This window comes from Vibrio sp. 10N.247.310.23 (assembly GCF_041467155.1).
GTDB lineage: Bacteria > Pseudomonadota > Gammaproteobacteria > Enterobacterales > Vibrionaceae > Vibrio > Vibrio crassostreae_C.
The window spans coordinates 236855-257984 of the sequence record NZ_JBFSTZ010000002.1 but is presented as its reverse complement, the minus strand read 5'-3'; the positions used below and the strand labels follow the sequence as shown (position 1 = coordinate 257984).

The following is a 21130-nucleotide window of genomic DNA, read 5'->3' as shown; positions in this document are numbered from 1 at the left end:
GCGCGAATGAACGAACACAAAAGAATAGAACGACTGATCCTGTTTGTAGAACTTGCTCAGCAACTCAACTTTACCAAGGCAGCCGAAAAGCTCGGTATCTCTAAGAGCTACCTTTCTGAACAGATCAAACGTTTAGAGAACGATTTACAGTGCCCGCTTTTGGTCAGAACCACTCGCAGTGTTCGTTTAACCCAAGAAGGCGAACGCGCGTTACAACAAGGCTTAACGATTCGCTCGCAAGTCTTACAGCTTGAACGCAGTGTTTCTGAGCAACACGACATCGTCAAAGGCCTATTACGCCTCACTGCGCCAAAGATGTTTACTGAGGTATATCTATTCGATATCTGCCAACAGTTTAGGCAGCAATACCCTGAGATTCGTTTCGAGATAAACAGTAGCTACACCAACTTTAATCTCAATCAAGATGATATCGATATCGCGTTTCGTGCCACCAATACGCCACCTGACAACATGGTGGCGAAACACTTGATTAGCTATCAACATGATTTAGTCGCGACTCCCGGTTATCTTAACCAATTTGGTCGCCCTACCAATGTGAGTGACTTAAGTGATCATCAATGCTTAGCAACTCTGCACCAAACCGAGTGGCCTTTAAAATCGGTAATTATTGATGTGTCCGGCTGGCTTTCAAGTAATGACAACCACCTGCTTAAGCAACAAGCTATGGCAGGCAGTGGCATCATCCGTATTGCAAGTTACTACGTTGCGAAAGAGGTCGAACTGGGAGAATTAGAGCGAGTGCTGCCTGATGAATGTCTGCAACAAGGCAACAGTATTTATCTGTTCTATCCGCAAGTTATTTATCCGGCAAAGAAACACCAAGTGTTCGTTAAATTTGTTCAGAATTACTTTGAAAGCTTAAGTCGATAAAATGATGCACAGCTCACTAGGGCTTGTTGGTTTCATCTGGCCAACATATTCGTCGTAGCGAGCTCTACTTCAACCTCTTCGGCTGAATGTGATACCAGTGAAAGTCGACTATATGGCCGATCTACTTTCAAGCCTACTCGTCCTAGTTCTTTTATTTTTTCTTGCTCTTACATTTACATTAATACCTAAACATTCACTCTACGAATCGTTTTTCATTGACTTAAAAATGAAATCATAACGACACACTAATTTGCGTAACTTAGGGTGCAAATAGGCAATCAGATTACAGTGCCTAACAGGAGGATGTATGAAACCAAATCGATCTACGGTACTCACTGGACATGTAAAACACTGCCCATGCTGCTCTACCGAACTGGTCATCAAAGACCACATTCACGTTTGCCCGCGCAATGAAATTGGCGACTGTTACTTCGATGGCTATGACCAACACGAACAGCGCGCTAATACCGATTTTATCGATCATGCAAGTGCCAATGATAGCCTTGTTTACGGCATGTCAGAACACTAAGCTTTATTCAAGATTTGTTGAAGTCATTTCGCGCCAAAAAAAATGCAGCGCCAATCGAGTGATTGTTCGCTGCATTCTTAGATCCTGTAAACTTAGCTAACCATTAAAATGGAGCTAGGTAAAACGGATTACCACATTAGATCATCTGGGATCACGAAGTCTTTGTACGGGTCATCTTCGTCTACTTCGTCTGTGCTACCTGCCTGCGTATCAACGATAGATTCTTCGTCGCGCATAGCAATCTTGTTCGCTACTGCTGTTGGAATAACAACATAGCTCTCGCCTTGACGAGCAATACTTAGAATGCCTTTACTTAGTTGCTTTTGAGTCAGCTCTTCTACGTAAAGATATTTAACTAGCGTACCGTCGGTGAAGTTGTATTTGATCTCACCGTTCTTCTGTTCGATCTTGTTCATCTCAATCAGTTGCTTCACTTGAGCTTTAATTTCTTTGCTCAACTGTTGTTCTTTCAACTGTTGGTTTAGCTCTTTGTCTTTCGCTTGCTGCGCCAGTTTAGTTTCTTCAGCTGCCGCTTTTGCTTCACGAGACTGAACGCGAGACTTTTTAGAGCCTTTCTTCGCCTTCTTTAATTTTTTCTCATTTACCAAGCCAGCTTTAAGCATCTGCTCTTGGAGTGTTAACTTTGCCATGACTTTCCCAGTTCAGGATTAAAAACGGCACTATCATACCTGTTTTTGAGGTTTCTGTTTACTGAACAAGATTAAATTACAGAACAATCGCAAAATTTATGCTGATAGCTCTAAGCTGTGTCCATATTCCCTTCTTGTTGCTCACAACCTCCACTTTACCGCGACACACAGTTTTCACTTAAGCACGCCAATATTGGCTGTTCCACCGACTCGAAAGCATTAACTGACCCTATTATTCGCGCGCGTACCACTTATCATTCCGATAAGACAATATGTTAATTTTCAATGGTTAATCAATTTTATAAAACCTTGGCATATATCTCATATTTGAATAAATGCCATAGAGTTATAACTCCAATGTCATAACTCTTGACTACGTTATTCTAGACATCAATCAATAAGGATAACGTAAACGATGAAAACTCAATGGACTTGGTTAGCTGCACTTGTGGCATCCACATCAATCGCTTCGACCTCTGCGATCGCAGACACCGACGTGTATCTCACCAATAACACCAATCAAGTGATGACCATTCAAGCCAACCACACTGGTACCGACCTGCTTCAACTCGGTGATGAGTGGCAACAGCATGTTGAACAGATTGGTCCTTGGGAGACGAAGAAGCTGATAAGTTTCAACCGCTGGACTGGTGTGAAATCTGGGAAGACCTATGAGTTTGACACTGTGGTATCAAACGCTGTGGGCGAAAGTGTCACGCTCAACCAAACCATGAAGGGACATTGGTATAACTCGACACTGCAACATGGTTTGAGTGCCGCAGACGTCAACCTAACATTGCATGACGATCGTAATATTCATCGCAGCACAACCGATGCGTTCGGGGTCAATGCAGAGCTAGCCCTCAAAGCCGATTCTACAGCGCGCTATGATGATATTTATTACACCATCACCCCACCAAAAGTGGATGAGCAACCAGAGCCGGATGCCAATACACTCAAGGTCATGACTTACAACATCTGGGCGCTGCCTGCCATCGCTTCACATATTGGTGACCGCTATGACCTACTCCCTCAATATGTAAAGGGCTATGACGTGTTGGCGCTTCAAGAGGTGTTTGCTAACGGCAGAGATGAGTTCTTGCGTGAGCTTGCGAAAGAGTATCCTTATCAAACTAAAATGCTCGATAAAGATGGGATTAACATATACGACGGTGGTGTGATCATTGTCAGCCGCTATCCTATCGTTAATGAAGCGCAGTATGTTTTCCCTGATTGCACGGGCACAGATTGCTTTGCAGATAAAGGCGTTAACTACGCGGAAGTTATCAAGAATGGTCAGGCTTACCATGTTTTCGGTACCCACACGGCATCATTCGATACGGACACCGCTCGTGATTACCGACAACGTCAATTCAAGCAGATGCGTGCACTGGCGCAGTCTCTGAATATCCCGGCATCAGAAACTGTGGTTTACAGCGGTGACTTCAACGTGAACAAGCTCAAGTTCCCAAGCGACTATCAACAGATGTTTGCTAACCTGCAGGCTGATGAACCAACATACTCAGGTTACACCGCTTCTACCTTTGACCCACGCATCAACAACTTTGCGGGAGAGCCTATGTCGGGTGGCGAGAACGTTGAGTATCTCGATTATGTGGTAGTGAGCTCAGAGTATACCGCTAAAGCGCATAACGACAATCGCGTGGATGTCCCAAGATCAACAAGCAGTGAGTTATGGAAGCACTACAACCTTTCAGACCACTTCCCTGTTAGCGCCGTGATCAAGTAACTCGGTGAACCAATAATGCATCGAGTTATATTAATCCTAATGCTCGTCTTAACGGCGAGCATTATTTGCTATTCGTGGTCATCAAAAACGAACGAAACAGCGCTATCTTCTGCTCAACACACAGAACCTAAGCCGCGTGTTTCTACGACAACTAATGACGATAATTCCACGCCTACTGCAACCGCTAGTTCGGAAAACTCCGCATCGCACAGCAATCAAGCCCAAGCTGGAGCACTGGACGGTAAAATTCTTGCTGAAAACTTGAGTGAGCTTGAAGGCAAGGCTTTGTTCGATGAACTCGATGGGTTCTGGAAGCTTTGCCAACAACGCGATGACTGCGCAGAGCAACTCGCACGATTGAAATCAGAATTGCCGGGCATATGGTTTGAGTTACTGAGCGACTATCCGCAGCTATCGGCTGACTGGCAATTAACACAAAGCACTATCCCACTTGAATCCATAGAGACTCTTGAAGATCGTGTTGCCTTATTCAAGCAATCTGCACAACAAGTATGGGGAGAGTTGGCCCACCAGCTATTCGCTGACCAGTTTGCTCATCTGGATTTTACGCTTGACGCTAACACCCTTGAAAAGAACGAAGCGAGCCAGTTTTTGGCCAACTATCAAGATTTGCTTAGTGAATGGCAAAACAATACGGGCACGTTAAACGCCGAAACACAGCTTCAAAAATATGAACTGGCAGTATCTTTGATACCCAGCAGCTATAGCCCTGCTGAAGTAGCATCAGTCAAAGCCGACCTTCAAGATGCCTACTTAGATGAAGCGCAGGCCAGCAACATTGCCGCGCGAGAACAACAAGTCGCACAACAGCAACAAACCGTGATGAGTTATCACGAGCAACTGGATCAGCTCAAAGCAACCTTAGACTCTCAGCGCTCATCAAGTTATGCCACTTGGACTCAACAAGATTGGGACAGTTATTATCAACAGCAAGTCACCGATTTCAGGGAGCAGTTCTTTAGCAAGTAACGCCTTAACTTAAACCATCACGAAACTGAGCGGGCGTTTTATTGAGCCAACCTTTAAACGCCCTTCTGAAATTTGCAGGGTCGCTATAACCGAGCCTTTCACCGATGTCATCAATGCTCATGGTTGTGCCGAGTAATAGCTCTTTGGCCAGCTCCACTCGAACTTCGGTAAGCAATATTTGGTAACTGGATTCATGGGTCACTAGCTCTCGCCTGAGTGTACGAGAGCTACAACCAAACTCATCCGCGAGTTGTTCTATAGTCGGGAAACTACCTGCGGTTTGATAAAAGATCGTTTTGATCTGATTAGTCAGCAGATGCTCAGAGTCCAACGTTTCGACTATCGACTGGCAAGACGCAAGATAGCGCTTCAGTGTCGCGGCATCATGAGTCAATAAGGTCTGTGATAAAACCGAGGCATCAAAACGCAATTCACAATGGCTCTGCTCAAAAACTACAGGGCACTGGAAACGGTCGTCATAGAGCTTAGCGTAATTGGGACGAGCATAAGGCAAAGCCAAAGTGTGAATATCCAACTCATGACCAGTCAGTTCTTTGAACAAAGAGACGATGGAACTTAAGAAATACTCACTGCAGAAAGGGAGCAGATCGCCCACTTCCAAGGTGTTCTCAATCTGAATCACTGCGTGCTCGGAATCTAGAAACAATTTAACCGAGAAAATAGGACCGTTCAGGCGCAAATACTTGAAGCCCGACTTGATGGCCTCCCCGACATTTTGACTGGTCGATAGCGCATAACCCAACACACCAAAGTGGCTCAAGCTAGCGTGTTCCCCCAACCAAAGCCCCAAACCATCGTGAGGAAAACTCTGATTAGCCGCGCTAAACAACGAAAGCTTGTCAGCGTAAGTCAGTTTTCCATTCGGACCTCGCCAATCCATGTTCGGCAAACCCACATCATTGAGTAGCCTTTCAATATCGATACCTCGTTGCTCTAGCGTATTCAACAGCAGCGCGATATCTAATGTACCCAACTGGTGCCTATGTCCGGTTGGCTTATACTCCGCGATAATCTCCAATCGTCTCTCCTTATATCGAGCCCATTCCCATAAACATGACTACTCAGCTTCAACAACACTACTGACAAAATCGTGATTGGTAACGCGCTCTTGTCCGAATATGACCTCCCAATTCTACGCTACTCATCGCACAATGGCTTTAGTTGTTAAAATAATGTGAACCATCGCAATGATAAAAACCAACCCAGCCCCACACAGTTTGATTAATTCTAATGGTCAGCCGATCATTGGGCATTTCGATGGCATCCTTAAACACCTAAACATCGAGAACTTTGACTACCGAAACTCGATGGATTCAAAAGCAAACCCTTGGCAGAAGCACTTCCACTATAAGCAATTCCAGTTTGTCAGCATCGTCACCGACACACACATTATCGGCGTCGCTATCGCGGATATTCGCTACTTAGGCTCGGCATTTTGTTATCTGTACGACATAGAAAACAACCATCTGCAAGAGTCATCTTGGTTGAGGCCATTAGGGTTTGATAAGCATGTAACGCCTTCACCATTTGAAGGAAAGACAAGCATTGCAGATCAAAGCATTGCTTTCTATATCGAGGGCGGACAATGGCGAGTTCGCTTGAATACGAAATTCATCAAGGCCGATATTTCTTTAGAGCCTGAAACCGACAGCTTGCCCATGGCGATGTGCAGCCCAACGGGTTATTCAGGTTGGACTTACACCCAAAAGCACAATGCTTTGCGCATCAGCGGTGAAATCCAAATCAAGGGAGAATCACTCGTTCTCGAACAAGCTCGTGCCGGTTATGACTTTTCAGCGGGTTACATGAGACGTGAAACCAGTTGGCGCTGGGCAAGCATCAACACGCAATCCAATGGGACAGATATTGGCTTGAACCTCGCAGCAGGCGTCAATGAAACCGGAGGCTGCGAGAACGTTTTATGGATCAATGGAACTCGGCACTTACTTAACCCGGTACAGTTTGCGTTTAGTCGCCAAGACACCAATTTACCTTGGCAGATAACATCACAAGATGGACGTATAAACCTGACCTTTACGCCCTTAAATAATCGCAGCGAAAAGCTCAATTTATGGCTGTTAAAAAGTAACTTTCGTCAGTTCATTGGTCACTTTTCTGGCTCGATTGAAGACAACAATGGAGTGACACATCAACTCGATGGTGTTCTTGGCCTAACAGAAGATCACTTTGCTCGCTGGTAGCGAAATTTTGCTAACTGAATTTCAGGCGAGCAAGTCTAAGTAAACTTGATACTAAGAACGCGTATGGCGTCTCAACAAGGATAAAACATGAATATCGACGCATTAATCAATTACCCAGAATGGCTACTGCTGGTATTAGCGCCCTTGTTCGTGGTGTGCATGTTGGCTGAGTATTTTATCGGTCAGAAGCAAGGTCGACTGCCTGATAACTCCAGCTATAAGCTTTCAGAAGTGATGTGTAATTTCACGCTGGCGGGAATGCATCAACTCTCCGATTTGCTCACCGGGTTATTGGTCGTGCAGCTGTATCTCTGGATGTTTGGTTGGCGCTTAATGGACATTGAAATGGGCGTGCTGAGTTTTGTTGTATTGATGGTGTTGCAAGACTTTTGCTATTACTGGTTCCACAGAGCAAGCCATCGTGTTCGCTGGATGTGGGCAGCACACGTGGCACACCACAGTTCAGAAAGCATGAACTTCAGTACGGCTTTCCGTCAAAGCTTAATGTATCCACTTGCTGGGATGTGGCTTTTCTGGATACCGTTGGTCATCATAGGTTTTGCCCCTAAGTGGGTCATCTTTGTGGTGCTTCTCAATCTAGGTTTGCAGTTCTTCGTCCATACACAATGGATACGAAGCTTGGGACCACTTGAATACATCTTTAACACCCCATCACACCACCGTGTACATCACGGCAAAAACCCGCAATACATTGATAAGAACTACGCCGGCGTTCTTATTATCTGGGATAAGTTATTTGGTACATTCGAACCTGAAGTTGAAACTGTACGTTATGGCGTCACCAAACCCGTGAACAGTTTTAATCCGATAGTGGTCACCTTTCAAGAATGGAAGGCCATATTCAAAGATTTGAAGAACCGAGAGTTAACCATGAAGCAGAAAGTCCAGTTGATACTCTCGCCTCCATCGGATTAAACGGACGATAGACAGATTGTATTAACTAAGAAACCGCCTCAATTGGTTTCAAAACCTTCCCCACTGACTCGATTGAATAGTAAAGCACCGTTTTCCGGCAATTTATTTGTGATCTGGGTTGCACGCGTACCGCATACTATCAGATACTGAACAAAACTAACCTTCAGCCACAGTAAACGTTCCGCGCTTGCTGTTCAGGAAATTCAATGAGTTCAGATAATCAGCCAACCTACTTCTTTTTCGATTACGAAACATGGGGCGTTAGCCCAGCAAAAGACCGTCCGAGTCAGTTTGCGGGTGTTCGTACCGACCAAGATTTCAATGTTATTGGAGAGCCTCTGGTTATCTATTGCCAACCTCCCGCTGATTACCTCCCTGCGCCTGAAGCTGCACTGATCACCCGTATCACACCACAAAAAGCGGCTTCACAAGGTCTTCCTGAACCAGAGTTTATCGCTAAGATCCATGCTGAGTTAGCCAAACCAAACACCACAAGCCTTGGCTACAACAGTATTCGATTCGATGACGAGGTAACGCGTTACACCTGCTACCGAAACTTCATCGACCCATATGCGTGGAGCTGGCAGAACGGCAACTCGCGTTGGGATTTATTAGATGTAATGCGCGCTGTTCACGCACTGCGCCCTGAAGGCATTGTTTGGCCAGAGAACGAAGAAGGTTACCCAAGCTTCAAACTGGAACACCTATCTGTGGCAAACGGCATTGAACACGAGAACGCGCACGATGCGATGGCCGATGTTATTGCGACCATCGAGTTAGCGAAGAAGCTGAAAGCTGCGCAACCTAAGATGTTCGATTACCTTTACAACATGCGTCATAAGCGTAAGCTGAATGATCTGGTTGATATCGTAAACATGACACCATTGATGCACGTTTCGGGCATGTTTGGCCGTGACTGCAACTACACAAGTTGGATTGTGCCTATGGCTTGGCACCCAACCAATCAAAATGCGGTTATCGTGGTTGATTTAGCCAAAGATCCAAGCCCACTGTTAGAACTGGACGCTGATGAACTCAGAGACAGACTCTACACCAAACGCAGTGAACTGGGTGAAGACGAGCTACCAGTACCAATCAAATTGGTTCAACTGAACAAGTGCCCTATTCTTGCTCCAGCCAAAACGCTGACGGCTGAAAATGCCGAAACCATCGGTATTGATCGCCAACAATGCTTGAAGAACTTGGCACTGCTGCGCGAACACCCAGAGATCCGCGAAAAACTGATCGGCCTGTACTCACAAGAGCGAGAGTACGAAAAGAGTGATGATGTTGATACACACCTTTATGACGGTTTCTTCTCACCTGCTGATAAAACAGCGATGAACATCATTCGCGAAACTGACCCAAATAACTTGGCAGCTTTAGATATCACCTTCGGTGATGAACGTATTAAACCGTTACTGTTCCGTTACCGTGCGCGTAACTTCCCATGGACGCTCGACGAAGCTGAGCAATTGAAATGGGCGAACCATTGTCGTGAGTTTTATGAAAGCCGTTTAGAAGAGTACATGCTAAACCTTGAAAACCTCGCGCATGAACATGAAAGCGACGAGAAGAAAATGGCTATCTTGAAGGCGGTTTATCAATACGTAGAAAAGTTAGCTAGCTAATTCCATTATCAAGAGACGTAACACCTTGAAAGAAAGATTGATCCAACTGGTTTACTGCTTAATCTCCTTCACCTTAATCATAGGTGCACTTACAGCAGGTAACGCGTTACAGCACTTTTTGGATACCTCAATCCCTGGCAGTATTTTTGGCATGTTGATTCTGTTTGCCGCCATGGTGATTGGTATTGTTCCTTCGCACTGGGTACAACCCGGCGCAAGCTTGATTATCCGCCTAATGATCTTACTGTTTGTTCCGATCAGTGTTGGGTTGATGGATCACTTCGACATGCTCATCGCGAACGCATTGCCAATTATGGCGAGCGCCGTTGGTGGCACATTATTGGTGTTAGTATCCTTATCATGGTTCTTAGACCGCTTGCTTTCGAGAGGTAACTGATCATGTGGATTCTACTCACCATCGTGGTATTCCTATTTGCTCGCTGGGTAAGTCAAAAAGTAAACTCGCCGCTGTGTAACCCCCTGCTTATCAGCATTGGTATCATCATCCCGATTCTCACGTTCTTTAGAGTACCGTTTGAGACTTACTATGCTGACAACACTTGGATTACCTACATGCTGCAGCCTGCGGTTGTTGCACTTGCTTACCCACTTTATGAGCAGCTACCTCAAATCAGAGCCAACTGGCGCATCATCACCTTTGCTTGCACGCTAGGCAGTGTGATGTCGATGACAACGACAGCATTAATCGCAGTGGCTTTTAAAGCTGACTTAACTTTGATTGCGAGTTTATTAGGTAAGTCAGTCACCACACCAATTGCGATGGAAGTATCGAGCCATTTAGGTGGTGAAGCAGCGATTGCGGCAATACTGGTATTGATTGTTGGTCTATTTGGGGCAATTTTTGCTTATCCAATCTACAATCTCATTGGTATTAAGAGCCCTATTGCCCGAGGTTTAACCATGGGTACCGTGTCTCACGCTTTAGGTACGGCAACTTGTGCTGAAAAGAATCAGGAAGACGCAGCATTCAGTTCTTTGGCGCTTGTGCTCTGTGGCGTCATTACCTCGATTATCGCGCCGAGTATATTTTCGCTTGTGGTTTGGTTCTATTCTTAACCACTTTGATTACAGTTTATACGCGCTCTAATAGATGAGTTGGTAAATAGCTAAACTCACTGGTTCGCGAATTTTAAGCGTTACAGATATCAATAAGCCCAAGCATAACCTGATTATTTCAGTGATAGCTTGGGCTTTTTTCTCGCAATTACTCGGCAATAGCAGTCAAATCGCGCCCTGTTTAGGCCAATAAGTGGGATATCAATGGTAGTTTTTACTCTTGCAATCGATTTCATCTGTGACCTCACTCTAATTATGCAAACCAATGTAACAACAACAACGCAGTAGTGATAAAGGTCACAGAAAATTCCTGAGCATTGCATAGAATTAAAGCCTAAGGTCAATTAAGGATTCAACATGAACAGTCGTATTACCCTGGCGCTGGAAAGTGCTCCAACAGCAATCAAAGCACTTTTGAGTGACATCGTATTAGCAGACAACTTTGACGCGACATTGTCTCCAGAACAATTTGCTAGCCTACTGCAAGCAAGTGGTCTAGCGGATGACGAGCTACGTATTGCGCTACTTCCTTTTGCCGCAGCGTATTCTTACGCTCCGTTATCTGACTTTTATGTTGGTGCAATCGTGCGTGGTTTGTCTGGTACTCTGTATTTTGGTGCAAACCTTGAAATCGCTGGTGCTCAACTTGGTCAAACCGTTCACGCTGAGCAATCTGCAATCAGCCACGCTTGGATGAAAGGCGAACTAGGTATCTCAGATATCACCATAAACTTCAGTCCTTGTGGTCACTGTCGTCAATTCATGAACGAACTGACCACAGCAAAAGAACTTAAAGTTCAGCTTCCACAACGTGATGAAATGTCTCTGCAAGAGTACCTACCAGACTCGTTCGGCCCTGCTGATTTAGGTGTGACGACTGGCCTAATGACTAAGCTTGATCATAAGTACACGACCGAAGAAACAACGCCTATTGTTGTAGAAGCGCTAGCAGCACTAAACCGCAGCCATGCTCCTTACACCAAAAACCTAAGTGGTGTTTCACTGCAATTGACGTCGGGTGAGATTTTCACCGGTGCTTACGCTGAAAACGCAGCGTTCAACCCGAGCTTACCTCCTCTACAAGTGGCGTTGATTCAACTTAAACTGGCTGGCTTCGATTTTGAACAGATTGAAAGTGCAGCGTTGGTTGAAATTGCCGAAGGTAGCATCAGTCACCTAGCGGATACGCAATCTACATTAGAAGCGATTAATCCCGACATTCCAGTGACTTACTTAGCAATCTAAGTACATCTAGTTAACAATAATTTAAATAAGCAGCCCTATTTAACGGGGCTGCTTTTTTTATACTTGTAATTAACGTAGCAACTTGCGCAAACGTTTGCTTTTGTCATTTAAATAAGTATGATCACCCCGTTTTCAATCAATCGTTTAAAAGATCGGAAGGAATTTCTATGTTTGGTACCGCTACTCGTGAAAATGCTACTCGTGTACTTCTATTAGGTTCAGGTGAACTCGGCAAAGAAGTTGCTATCGAGTGCCAACGTTTAGGTTTGGAAGTTATTGCTTGTGATCGTTATGCAGACGCACCAGCAATGCAAGTTGCACATCGTAGTCATGTATTAGACATGTTAGACGGCGATGCACTGCAAGCAGTCATTGAACTTGAAAAACCAGATTATGTGGTTCCTGAAATTGAAGCTATTGCCACCAGCAAGTTGGTAGAGCTGGAAGCGCAAGGTTTAAATGTCGTTCCCACTGCAAATGCGACTAAGCTAACGATGAACCGCGAAGGTATCCGTCGCCTAGCTGCAGAAGAGCTAAAGCTGAGCACTTCTCCTTACCGCTTTGCAGACACCTTTGAAGATTTCTCAGCCGCTGTTGAATTCGTGGGCATGCCTTGCGTTGTTAAGCCAGTAATGAGCTCTTCAGGTAAAGGCCAAAGCGTTATCAAAACAGAGGAAGACATTCAGAAGTCTTGGGACTACGCACAAGAAGGCGGTCGTACTGGCGCGGGTCGTGTAATCGTTGAAGGCTTCATCGACTTCGATTACGAAATTACGCTACTTACCGTTCGCGCAGTCGACGGTGTTCACTTCTGTGCGCCTATCGGTCACCGCCAAGAAGACGGTGATTACCGCGAATCATGGCAGCCACAGGTCATGTCTGACAACGCACTTAAAGCGGCGCAATACACGGCAGAGCAAGTGGTTAACGCATTAGGCGGTCACGGCATCTTTGGTGTTGAACTGTTCGTTAAAGGCGACCACGTGATCTTCAATGAAGTCTCCCCTCGCCCACATGATACTGGCTTGGTTACTCTGATGTCTCAAGACTCATCGGAATTTGCACTACACGTACGCGCATTTACAGGTATGCCGATCAAATCAATTACTCAGTATGGCCCTTGTGCCTCTGCCGTAATCCTTGGTCAAGGCACATCAACGAATATCCGCTTTGAAGGCCTTGCAGAAGCGCTAGACGCACCACAAACGCAAGTTCGCTTGTTTGGTAAGCCTGATATCGATGGTCGCCGTCGTTTAGGTGTGGCGCTTACTCGTCGTAACAGCACAGAAACAGCGATTGAAGATGCCATTGAGAGCGCGTCAAAAGTAAAAGTGATTTACTAACCTGCTATTCAATTCTGAACAATCACGAGTTCAAATCTGAACCATAAAAAGACGGGCTATCGAGCCCGTCTTTTTGTTGGTGTTATCTGTTGGCTTAACTAAGCAGACTGAACTTAAGCGTCTGACTCAATCAAATACACTTCTTCACAGAAGCGAGACAAGCCTTTCTTAGCAATCTTCGGATGTTCATCGTTCGCTATATCTTGATTCAACAATGTAATTTTGTATCCTGCAAACAATTGAGCAATCTCTAACTTAGGTACGCTAAACGGAGGCCCCGCCATCTCGCTTTGATCATAATCCAGAGTCACCAGAAGGATCTTACCGCCCGGTTTCAGCAGTTGTTTTAAGCGCTCTACGTACTGCACTCGCATCTCTTCAGGCAATGCGACTAAAGACGCGCGATCATAAATGGTATCGACAGGTTGGATTGGCGCTGAAAAGTAATCGCCCGTGTAGATGTTCAGTTCATCGAATTGGTAGAGCTCGTGCTGACCGCTAATTTGAGTCACAGTCGGGGTATAAAGGTGCTCTGCAAAAAATGCGCGAACCGCAATCTGGCTTAACTCGACACCTTGAACCTCTTCATGCTTTGAAGCTAGCCAAATCAGATCTTCACTTTTGCCACAAAGTGGAACAAACACACTCTTCTCGTAGCTAGGCTCAGTATTTTCCCAAAATTTAATCAGAAGTGGGTTTACATCTTCGAGGTGGAAACCAATTTGGTTGGCTGCCCATTTATTGTGCCAAAATTCAGGATTATTCATCTTTCGTTCATGTTAAACAGTCATAATGCAAGGGTACAGTATAGAGAGGTAAGAGCAACCTTAGCTTGGTTTAAAGTACTAAATTGATTTCGATAAAATCAGAAACTGGCTAAGTTCAAAGTTCTGATAATTGCGGAACTAACGGTTGGATTATTTGTCTATATCTTCACATTTTAAAGCAATATTAAACGTTAGAGTTGGTTTCTGTCTTAGCTAGCCCCATTTAATATGTAGTGAGTTTAGTTAAGCTGTTTTTACTCTTGTGCGTTACTGGTTACCCCTTTTGACTACCCGTTTTTTGTAACCTTGTATTTTGGAGTTTGAATGAGTGTATTTCTCCGTACGACGGCCCTAATGCTTTTGGTATTGAGCCGAGCGCCTGCATTCGCAGCAGCACCTGTTTCAACAAGTTCAACAGATCAAACGCGCACTCCTGCGCAAAACCAAGTATCTTCAAACGTATTCCGTCATAGTTTGAGCGGCCTTTACGGCATCAAAGCCTTCGACTCACGCCCGACTCAGCCTTACACCGACTTCGATATTTTGTACAGCAAAGCGCATCAAGGCCAAGCTGAACTAGAAACTATCTGTAAAAGTACTGCCCTACTCACCAATTCTGAAGCGCTATTTGCTGGCGTTAAATCTCAAGCTCGCGCAGAAGAAAAAATCGCCCTTGAGCTTGATGGTGATGTGACAAAAATTACCGACTTAGCCCGTGCAACTATCATCGCGAACGATGTAGAGAGCTTGGTTGAAGTTTACGAAGCGCTAAGCCGTGAAGCAGACGTTGTTAAGCTGAAAAATAAGTTTAAATCGCCGGCTGACTCTGGTTACCGTGACCTTAACTTGTTGGTTCGTTTGCCTAAAACCAACATCATTGCAGAGGTTCAACTTCACTTAAAAGCGATTGCTGACGTGAAAAGTGGTCCTGAGCACGAGCTATACGAAATTATCCAAGGCATTGAGCGTCACGCAATTGCAGAACATCGCCCAATCAACGATATCGAAGCGGCACAAATCAATAGCCTACGACGCCAATCTTTAGAGCTTTACCAACAAGCATGGCAACCGTACATTACAACGCACATTAAAGCGGCTTAACACATAGATAGGGTATTCCAATAAACATCACAAGGGCTGCACTCGCAGCCCTTTTTAGTACTTGTTGAGTAGCCTCTCCACTTCCTATCCCAAATAATCAGATCGTTTAAATTTAGATCTCAGTCTCTTTTCTCCGTCGAACATTTCTGTTTCTATAGCGAATAAGCTTCTGACAAGAAAAGGAATTACGTCAATGCAGAATAACAAATCCATGCTTTCCATCGCGCTACTTGCTGCGTTTTCTGTACACGCTAGTGCTGACGAATGCGGAAAGATCACCATTGCAGACATGAACTGGAACTCGGCGAGCCTATTGCTCATGTCGACCAATTCATTTTGAATAACAGCTACGGCTGTGAAGCGGACTTAATCCCCGGTGATAGCGTCCCTACGGGCACGTCAATGATTGAAAAAGGTCAACCTGATGTTGCGCCAGAGCTTTGGACTAATGGCATCAAAGAAGCGTTGGATAAGGGTGTTGCGGATAAGCGTCTACGTTACGCGGGCAAGTCTTTGGTCAACGGCGGTGAAGAAGGTTTCTGGGTACCAAACTACCTTGTTGAACAGTACCCAGAGCTTACAACCATTGAAGGTGTGATTAAAAACGCAAAGCTGTTTGAACACCCAGAAGATGATGAGAAGTTTGCGTTTTATAGCTGCCCTGCGGGTTGGACTTGTCAGATTACCTCCGGTCACCTGTTCGATGCGCTTAAGTTAGAAGATCACAATTTTGAAATGGTTGATCCCGGCTCAGGCGCCGCTTTAGCAGGTACGATAGCGAAAGCTTACGAACGCAAAAAAGCATGGTTTGGATATTACTGGTCGCCTACGCCTGTGCTAGGTAAGTATGAAATGGTGAAGGTTGATTTCGGAAGTGGTACTGACACTGAGGAATTCCGTAACTGTACGACACAACCTGATTGTGAATCTCCTAAAGTGACCATGTATCCACCAGCACCGGTTCACACAATCACCACAGAAGCCTTTGCTAATAACGAACCTCTTGCCTACCAATACTTTGAAAAGCGTGGTTTTACCAATAAACAAATGAGTGAGTTGCTGGCCTGGATGGAAGACAACCAAGCCGACGCCGAAGAAGCCATGTATTACTTTCTAGAAAGCTCACCACAGGTATGGAAGCCTTGGGTGTCTGAAGACATCGCAAGTAAGGTTCAACAAGCCCTTTAGAGTGAAGATTCAAAGTCAGAGGCCTAGCCTCTGTTTTCGCATCTAAAGCAAGTTCTTACCGGACAGTAAATAGATGGAGTTTGAGAAAGGTTACTAAAAATTAAAGAAATGCGTTTAGCTTAAACTCTATGCAGATACAAAAAGACCACGCTAGGCGTGGTCTATTGCTTGGCTACTTCTCGATTTTAATATTTTCGACACGGGCCTTTAGTTTTTGTCCCGGTCTAAAAGTAACAACACGTCGAGCAGAAATTGGAATGTCTTCACCAGTTTTCGGGTTACGACCAGGTCGCTCGTTTTTCTCGCGAAGATCAAAATTACCAAAACCAGACAGTTTTACCTGTTCGCCATTTTCGAGCGCTTTACGAACTTCTTCGAAAAACACTTCCACCGTTTCCTTGGCATCCCGCTTGCTGTATCCGAGTGTCTCAAACAGGTTCTCAGCCAAATCGGCCTTCGTGAGTGCCATAAAACTTTCCTCAAAGCTATGTTAAACATTGCTACCATCGCCAGTAGCGCCAAAGCATTTACCCTATTCAATCAATGAGATAAGGTCATTTACTAGGAAAGTGTATGCCAAGCTTCTGATTTTCGCCAACTTTTTTATCTTAACTATTTAATTATTCTTTCAAATCAGAAAGATAACTCGCTTCAAATTTCACATATATAGCTAAAAACCATCTACTCAACAGTAACGAAATGGCGTTATATTCCATACAAACAACCATTAATAGAATTTAAAACTTTAGCGAACTAAATAATAATTTTTGAGACTTTTCTCCGATACCCAATAAAATCAGCCACTTGATTTGATATGGGACTCAACAGAGGTTACTAAATAAGCGTTATTAAATATAAGATTTGTATCATTTCAGAATTTAATTCGAATTCACTTATAAAAGCCTATGTTCTTTTGAGGTTTTCGGTTACAACTTAACAGAGGATGGCTTGACGGAATCAGAACTCGATGAGTGTATCGAAATCAGAATAGAAATGATCGGTCTAGAAATAGACGATGATCTTGAGAGCCAGTTACTTGCGTGTATGGTTAGTTGATTGCTTAGTAAGTTGGTTATTTAAATAACTTCACTTCTTCGACATAGAATAAGACCTCACAAGTGCGAGGTCTTATTTGTCATTCAAAGCAGCTCATGCAATATCAGCTTTCTTCAATCATTTTTGTTCAGCAAGTGTTTGTGTCGCTTTGGTATTCGTTACATTCGCAGGTTTCACAATCAAACCAATTCCGACAAGAAACAGTATTGATGCAACAACCTGAGCCACAGACAGCACCTCATCATACATAAAGTAACCGCTAATCAATGCGAAGATAGGCACTAACAAGGTTAACGACGCGGTCGTGCTTAAAGGGTATTGGATTAGCAGCTTATTCCATACCCAATAACCAAATAGCGTGGTTGGGTAAGCTTGAAACAGCACCACAATCGTCGTGTTCCAATCCCATTGTTCGATGCCCTGCCAGATTATTTGGTCACCGTGTAACATCACGGCAAATGGCACTGGAGCAAACAGCATCCCCCAGACATTGAACGCAAAAGCTTGAGTGGTTTTCGATGCCTTAACGATCACGCCCATCAAGGTCCAACTGCACGCCGCAATCATAATCAAGATCACGCCATTAACGGTGACATTGCCCGTTGCTGCAGATACCAATACCGCCAACGCACACATGGCTAGCATCGCACCCATTAATTTACGTACGGAAGCACTCTCCTTGAACACCCACACGCCAACCGCCATGCCGATTAATACGTTGGTTGAAAGCAAGACCGATGAAAGCCCAGACGATAAACCAGCAGTGATCGACCATGAAGCCATACCCCAGATACCCACACCGAACACAAAGCCTTAACTGACTAAGTAGCGCCAAGCAACAGGCGATCAGCATGTCGACCGTGGTGAGCTGCTACCAAGAACTGGAATCACAAGGTTGGATTCATTCTCGACCGCAAGCGGGGTATTTTGTCTCGCCTCACAAGCCGTCTCACTCTACGCCTGAGTGGGTACAGTTTGAGAGTAAGATATCGAGTGTTAAGCAAACCTCATCGACTCACAACTCAATCAATGGGCCTTTAGGGGTTTCGAGCACCACTAATGATGAGCAGTCGATCGTTGAACTGGAACGAAGTTTTCGTCGCGCTATTAGGCGTATGAGCAACAGGCTTAACCATTACCCAGATACACAAGGTGAGCCGATTTTACGACAGGCATTATCCACTCATTTTGCCAAGCTCGATGTGCACTTTTCACCTGAAGAGATGGTGATTACGGCTGGCTGTATGTCTGCGATTAAGGCCGCACTTGAATCTTGCACTAAAGAAGGCGACACCATCGCTATTAGCTCGCCATGTTTCAACGGTATTCTGGAATTGCTCGGACAAATGTCGCGACAAATCATCGAGATCCCGTCTCTAGATGATGGTGTCGACTTGCAACAACTGGAAGCGCATTTGAAGAATAAACGAGTGGATGCCGCGATCTTTTGTACCTCTCATATGAACCCTCAAGGGATCAACATGTCAGCCACTCAAAAGCAGAAACTGGCTGAATTAGCGAATCACTATCGAGTGCCGATCATTGAAGATGATGTGTATCTGGAACTGTCCTACTCCTCACACACGCCGCTGCCAGCAAAATACTATGACAAAGGAGGCTATGTATTATGGTGTGGATCGGTATCGAAGAGCCTGTCACCGAGCTACGGATTAGGATGGTGCTTACCGGGTAGGTTTATCAACGAATACAAGGCTCAGTTTTCTGCAGCAAGCTATGGCGTTGCCCTGCCGACTCAGCTTGCGGTTGCTGACTTTATCGAATCTGGTCAATACGCAAAACACGTTCGAAGAAGGTGTGCTCAAATCCTTTCATTACGCCAGCAATACCTAAGCTATTTAGCTCAGCATATTCCTCAAGATGTGAAGATAAGTAACCCACAAGGTGGCATGGTGCTTTGGCTGCAAATACCCAACTTGAACCAATCAACCTTTGCTCAGGCAGTTGCCGACCAGAACATTGATATCAGGCTTGGACACCTGTTCAGCACACTCGATCTCTACAGCAACTGCCTACGCATCAATATTGGTTACTCGTTAGAGGGGAAAGCCAAACAGCAATTGGACGACTTAATAGAACTGATTCACATTCATAGGTAATACGTGCTAATTCATAGTTAATACGTGCTAATTAATAGCTAATACGTGCTAGTGAATAAACAAAGCTAGCACACCGTAGCTTTTCATAATCGACCTTTTCATAGCCATTCGAACACCGAATTTCAATAGCCTTTTGTCATAAAAAAGAAGGCTATTATTCCTATCTTAATTCGGGTAAAGCCCCGAACCGTAAGGAAACCCACTCGCCTCAAAACCCTTAAATGCTGAGTTTGCAAGCACCCACAAAATTATGCAACTTGGCTAATGACACATCACTTTTTATCGTCAATATACAGCCGTCAGCGCTGGCGTTTTCCTGTATTTGAAGAGAACTATTATGAGTGATAAAACAAAAAACAAACCACTACCTTCCTTTATCGAAGAACGCTTGAACTTCTATATTCAAGACCTGATTACCCAGAACCAAAGCCAAAAGCATTTGGTATTGGGTAAACGCCCCCAGCGCAGTGCCGTTGTGATGCAGAGCAATGATTACCTAGCGCTGTCACACAACAAACAGATCCAACAAGCCCATCAAGCGGCGATCTGTGAGCACGATGACAACGTGGTGATATCTGCGATTTTCTTACAAGATGAGCAGTCTAAACCTGCGTTCGAAACTGAGCTTGCGAACTATGTTGGAATGGAGAGCTGTTTGCTTTCTCAATCGGGCTGGGCGGCCAATATTGGGCTATTGCAAACCATCTGCCCACCGGGCACACCTGTGTATATTGATTTCCTTGCACACATGTCACTCTGGGAAGGCATTCGCGCTGCCGGCGCAGTTGCCCATCCGTTTATGCATAACAATATGAATCACCTACGCAAACAGTTAGAGCGCCACGGCTCAGGCGTCATTGTTGTCGACTCTGTTTACAGCACAATAGGCACCATTGCCCCACTACGCGACATCTACGAAATGGCGCAAGAGTTTGATTGTGCGGTCGTCGTTGATGAATCCCATTCACTGGGTACACATGGAGAAAATGGTGCAGGCTTAGTACAAGCATTAGGGCTCACCAACCAAGTAGACTTCATCACCGTTAGCTTGGCAAAAACCTTTGCTTATCGCGCCGGGGCAATCCTTGGTCCTAAACAACTGTCTAGAACCTTGCCGTTTGTCGCGTACCCTGCGATTTTTAGCTCGACGGTGTTACCACAAGAGGTGGTTCGTTTAGAGAAAACGTTGGAAGTGATCAAAGGTGCGGAAGACAAACGAGAAGCCTTATTCAATCGGGCAAAATCGCTGACTACGGGGCTAAAGCGAATTGGCTTTAATATCCGCAGTGAGTCTCAAATTGTAGCGCTAGAGTGCGGCAATGAAAGAAACACTGAACGTGTGCGTGACTTCCTAGAACAGCGTGATGTGTTCGGTGCAGTATTCTGCCGCCCTGCGACTGGCAAGAACAAAAACATCATCCGTTTTTCAGTGAATGCCGACATGACGCCAAGAGACATTGACCATGTGCTCACGGTTTGTCACGAAGCGTACCATCACCCCGAGTTAGAGTTCGTGTAACCTTGTTCAAACCATATTTATAACCAACACCAACGGCAGGACTGAATGGACGCTATCATGTCGCGATACAAAAAGAGCCCAGCCATTCGCTGAGCTCTTTCTTGTATCTATGTCTACC

General features: G+C 44.9%; 17 protein-coding genes and 4 pseudogenes. 16 read left to right on the top strand and 5 right to left on the bottom strand.

Going from position 1 to position 21130, the window contains the following annotated elements; all coding sequences use genetic code 11:
- The first annotated feature begins 6 nt into the window (after nucleotides 1-6).
- Both AB6D93_RS02540 and AB6D93_RS02535 read left to right on the top strand, forming a co-directional pair.
- Complete coding sequence (locus AB6D93_RS02540) at nucleotides 7-891, top strand: LysR family transcriptional regulator (RefSeq protein WP_102333251.1); 885 nt, start codon at nucleotides 7-9, stop codon at nucleotides 889-891.
- A gap of 307 nt (nucleotides 892-1198) precedes the next feature.
- On the top strand, nucleotides 1199-1420 hold the full coding sequence (locus tag AB6D93_RS02535; protein ID WP_017059142.1) for a hypothetical protein: 222 nt from the start codon (nucleotides 1199-1201) through the stop codon (nucleotides 1418-1420).
- Between the two features lie 128 nt (nucleotides 1421-1548).
- On the opposite strand, the gene AB6D93_RS02530 is transcribed toward AB6D93_RS02535, so the two are convergent.
- A complete protein-coding gene (locus AB6D93_RS02530; RefSeq protein ID WP_010441213.1) occupies nucleotides 1549-2070 on the bottom strand; it encodes a DUF2058 domain-containing protein in 522 nt (173 codons plus the stop codon).
- A gap of 415 nt (nucleotides 2071-2485) precedes the next feature.
- On the opposite strand from AB6D93_RS02530, the gene AB6D93_RS02525 reads away from it, so the two are divergent.
- Both AB6D93_RS02525 and AB6D93_RS02520 read left to right on the top strand, forming a co-directional pair.
- The gene (locus AB6D93_RS02525; protein WP_017065512.1) at nucleotides 2486-3820 is read left to right on the top strand and encodes a sphingomyelin phosphodiesterase; all 1335 of its coding nucleotides are present in this window, start codon (nucleotides 2486-2488) and stop codon (nucleotides 3818-3820) included.
- A 39-nt stretch (nucleotides 3821-3859) separates the two neighbouring features.
- Nucleotides 3860-4810, top strand: a complete 951-nt coding sequence (locus AB6D93_RS02520; protein WP_017065511.1) for a hypothetical protein — start codon at nucleotides 3860-3862, stop codon at nucleotides 4808-4810.
- A gap of 4 nt (nucleotides 4811-4814) precedes the next feature.
- On the opposite strand, the gene AB6D93_RS02515 is transcribed toward AB6D93_RS02520, so the two are convergent.
- Nucleotides 4815-5849: an AraC family transcriptional regulator gene (locus AB6D93_RS02515; protein ID WP_017065510.1), complete on the bottom strand. Its 1035-nt coding sequence runs from the start codon at nucleotides 5847-5849 to the stop codon at nucleotides 4815-4817.
- A gap of 169 nt (nucleotides 5850-6018) precedes the next feature.
- Here AB6D93_RS02515 and AB6D93_RS02510 point away from each other — a divergent pair, with 169 nt between their 5' ends.
- From AB6D93_RS02510 to purT, 7 genes are all read left to right on the top strand, one after another.
- Nucleotides 6019-7032, top strand: coding sequence for a DUF2804 domain-containing protein (locus AB6D93_RS02510; protein WP_017070924.1), 1014 nt, complete (start codon nucleotides 6019-6021; stop codon nucleotides 7030-7032).
- 87 nt (nucleotides 7033-7119) lie between these two features.
- Complete coding sequence (locus AB6D93_RS02505) at nucleotides 7120-7968, top strand: sterol desaturase family protein (protein WP_017059137.1); 849 nt, start codon at nucleotides 7120-7122, stop codon at nucleotides 7966-7968.
- 206 nt (nucleotides 7969-8174) lie between these two features.
- Nucleotides 8175-9599 (top strand): exodeoxyribonuclease I, encoded by a 1425-nt coding sequence (gene sbcB / locus AB6D93_RS02500; RefSeq protein WP_017080644.1) that lies wholly within the window; start codon nucleotides 8175-8177, stop codon nucleotides 9597-9599.
- Between the two features lie 25 nt (nucleotides 9600-9624).
- Nucleotides 9625-9996, top strand: a complete 372-nt coding sequence (locus tag AB6D93_RS02495; protein ID WP_004734867.1) for a CidA/LrgA family protein — start codon at nucleotides 9625-9627, stop codon at nucleotides 9994-9996.
- Nucleotides 9997-9998: 2 nt separating this feature from the next.
- A complete protein-coding gene (locus AB6D93_RS02490) occupies nucleotides 9999-10676 on the top strand; it encodes an LrgB family protein (protein ID WP_017090893.1) in 678 nt (225 codons plus the stop codon).
- A gap of 357 nt (nucleotides 10677-11033) precedes the next feature.
- Complete coding sequence (cdd, locus tag AB6D93_RS02485; protein ID WP_017069825.1) at nucleotides 11034-11921, top strand: cytidine deaminase; 888 nt, start codon at nucleotides 11034-11036, stop codon at nucleotides 11919-11921.
- A gap of 167 nt (nucleotides 11922-12088) precedes the next feature.
- Nucleotides 12089-13264, top strand: coding sequence for a formate-dependent phosphoribosylglycinamide formyltransferase (gene purT, locus AB6D93_RS02480; protein ID WP_102333250.1), 1176 nt, complete (start codon nucleotides 12089-12091; stop codon nucleotides 13262-13264).
- A gap of 113 nt (nucleotides 13265-13377) precedes the next feature.
- On the opposite strand, the gene AB6D93_RS02475 is transcribed toward purT, so the two are convergent.
- A complete protein-coding gene (locus AB6D93_RS02475; RefSeq protein WP_102333249.1) occupies nucleotides 13378-14031 on the bottom strand; it encodes a thiopurine S-methyltransferase in 654 nt (217 codons plus the stop codon).
- A 324-nt stretch (nucleotides 14032-14355) separates the two neighbouring features.
- Here AB6D93_RS02475 and AB6D93_RS02470 point away from each other — a divergent pair, with 324 nt between their 5' ends.
- Complete coding sequence (locus AB6D93_RS02470; protein ID WP_017059130.1) at nucleotides 14356-15132, top strand: RelA/SpoT domain-containing protein; 777 nt, start codon at nucleotides 14356-14358, stop codon at nucleotides 15130-15132.
- Nucleotides 15133-15325: 193 nt separating this feature from the next.
- Nucleotides 15326-16320 (top strand): annotated as a pseudogene (locus tag AB6D93_RS02465) (ABC transporter substrate-binding protein).
- Between the two features lie 172 nt (nucleotides 16321-16492).
- Here the strand turns inward: AB6D93_RS02465 and ihfA are convergent.
- Nucleotides 16493-16789, bottom strand: coding sequence for an integration host factor subunit alpha (ihfA, locus tag AB6D93_RS02460; protein WP_004734853.1), 297 nt, complete (start codon nucleotides 16787-16789; stop codon nucleotides 16493-16495).
- A gap of 449 nt (nucleotides 16790-17238) precedes the next feature.
- Between ihfA and AB6D93_RS02455 the strand changes: the two are divergent.
- Nucleotides 17239-17376, top strand: a pseudogene (locus tag AB6D93_RS02455) (GTP-binding protein); the annotation flags it as partial.
- A 117-nt stretch (nucleotides 17377-17493) separates the two neighbouring features.
- Here AB6D93_RS02455 and AB6D93_RS02450 read toward each other — a convergent pair.
- A pseudogene (locus AB6D93_RS02450) lies at nucleotides 17494-18216 on the bottom strand (DMT family transporter); the annotation flags it as partial.
- Between AB6D93_RS02450 and AB6D93_RS02445 the strand changes: the two are divergent.
- Nucleotides 18207-19493: pseudogene (locus AB6D93_RS02445) on the top strand (PLP-dependent aminotransferase family protein); the annotation flags it as partial. The pseudogenes AB6D93_RS02450 and AB6D93_RS02445 sit on opposite strands and share 10 nt — an antisense overlap.
- Before the next feature lie 337 nt (nucleotides 19494-19830).
- Nucleotides 19831-21012 (top strand): alpha-hydroxyketone-type quorum-sensing autoinducer synthase, encoded by a 1182-nt coding sequence (cqsA, locus tag AB6D93_RS02440; protein ID WP_102333246.1) that lies wholly within the window; start codon nucleotides 19831-19833, stop codon nucleotides 21010-21012.
- The last annotated feature ends 118 nt before the right edge of the window (nucleotides 21013-21130 follow it).

Coding starts and splice junctions, on each gene's coding strand:
- AB6D93_RS02530 (WP_010441213.1), bottom strand. CDS start 2,070: ATGGCAAAGTTAACACTCCAAGAGCAGATGCTTAAAGCTGGCTTGGTA.
- AB6D93_RS02520 (WP_017065511.1), top strand. CDS start 3,860: ATGCTCGTCTTAACGGCGAGCATTATTTGCTATTCGTGGTCATCAAAA.
- AB6D93_RS02540 (WP_102333251.1), top strand. CDS start 7: ATGAACGAACACAAAAGAATAGAACGACTGATCCTGTTTGTAGAACTT.
- AB6D93_RS02475 (WP_102333249.1), bottom strand. CDS start 14,031: ATGAATAATCCTGAATTTTGGCACAATAAATGGGCAGCCAACCAAATT.
- cdd (WP_017069825.1), top strand. CDS start 11,034: ATGAACAGTCGTATTACCCTGGCGCTGGAAAGTGCTCCAACAGCAATC.
- sbcB (WP_017080644.1), top strand. CDS start 8,175: ATGAGTTCAGATAATCAGCCAACCTACTTCTTTTTCGATTACGAAACA.
- AB6D93_RS02470 (WP_017059130.1), top strand. CDS start 14,356: ATGAGTGTATTTCTCCGTACGACGGCCCTAATGCTTTTGGTATTGAGC.
- AB6D93_RS02490 (WP_017090893.1), top strand. CDS start 9,999: ATGTGGATTCTACTCACCATCGTGGTATTCCTATTTGCTCGCTGGGTA.
- purT (WP_102333250.1), top strand. CDS start 12,089: ATGTTTGGTACCGCTACTCGTGAAAATGCTACTCGTGTACTTCTATTA.
- ihfA (WP_004734853.1), bottom strand. CDS start 16,789: ATGGCACTCACGAAGGCCGATTTGGCTGAGAACCTGTTTGAGACACTC.
- AB6D93_RS02505 (WP_017059137.1), top strand. CDS start 7,120: ATGAATATCGACGCATTAATCAATTACCCAGAATGGCTACTGCTGGTA.
- AB6D93_RS02510 (WP_017070924.1), top strand. CDS start 6,019: ATGATAAAAACCAACCCAGCCCCACACAGTTTGATTAATTCTAATGGT.
- AB6D93_RS02525 (WP_017065512.1), top strand. CDS start 2,486: ATGAAAACTCAATGGACTTGGTTAGCTGCACTTGTGGCATCCACATCA.
- cqsA (WP_102333246.1), top strand. CDS start 19,831: ATGAGTGATAAAACAAAAAACAAACCACTACCTTCCTTTATCGAAGAA.
- AB6D93_RS02535 (WP_017059142.1), top strand. CDS start 1,199: ATGAAACCAAATCGATCTACGGTACTCACTGGACATGTAAAACACTGC.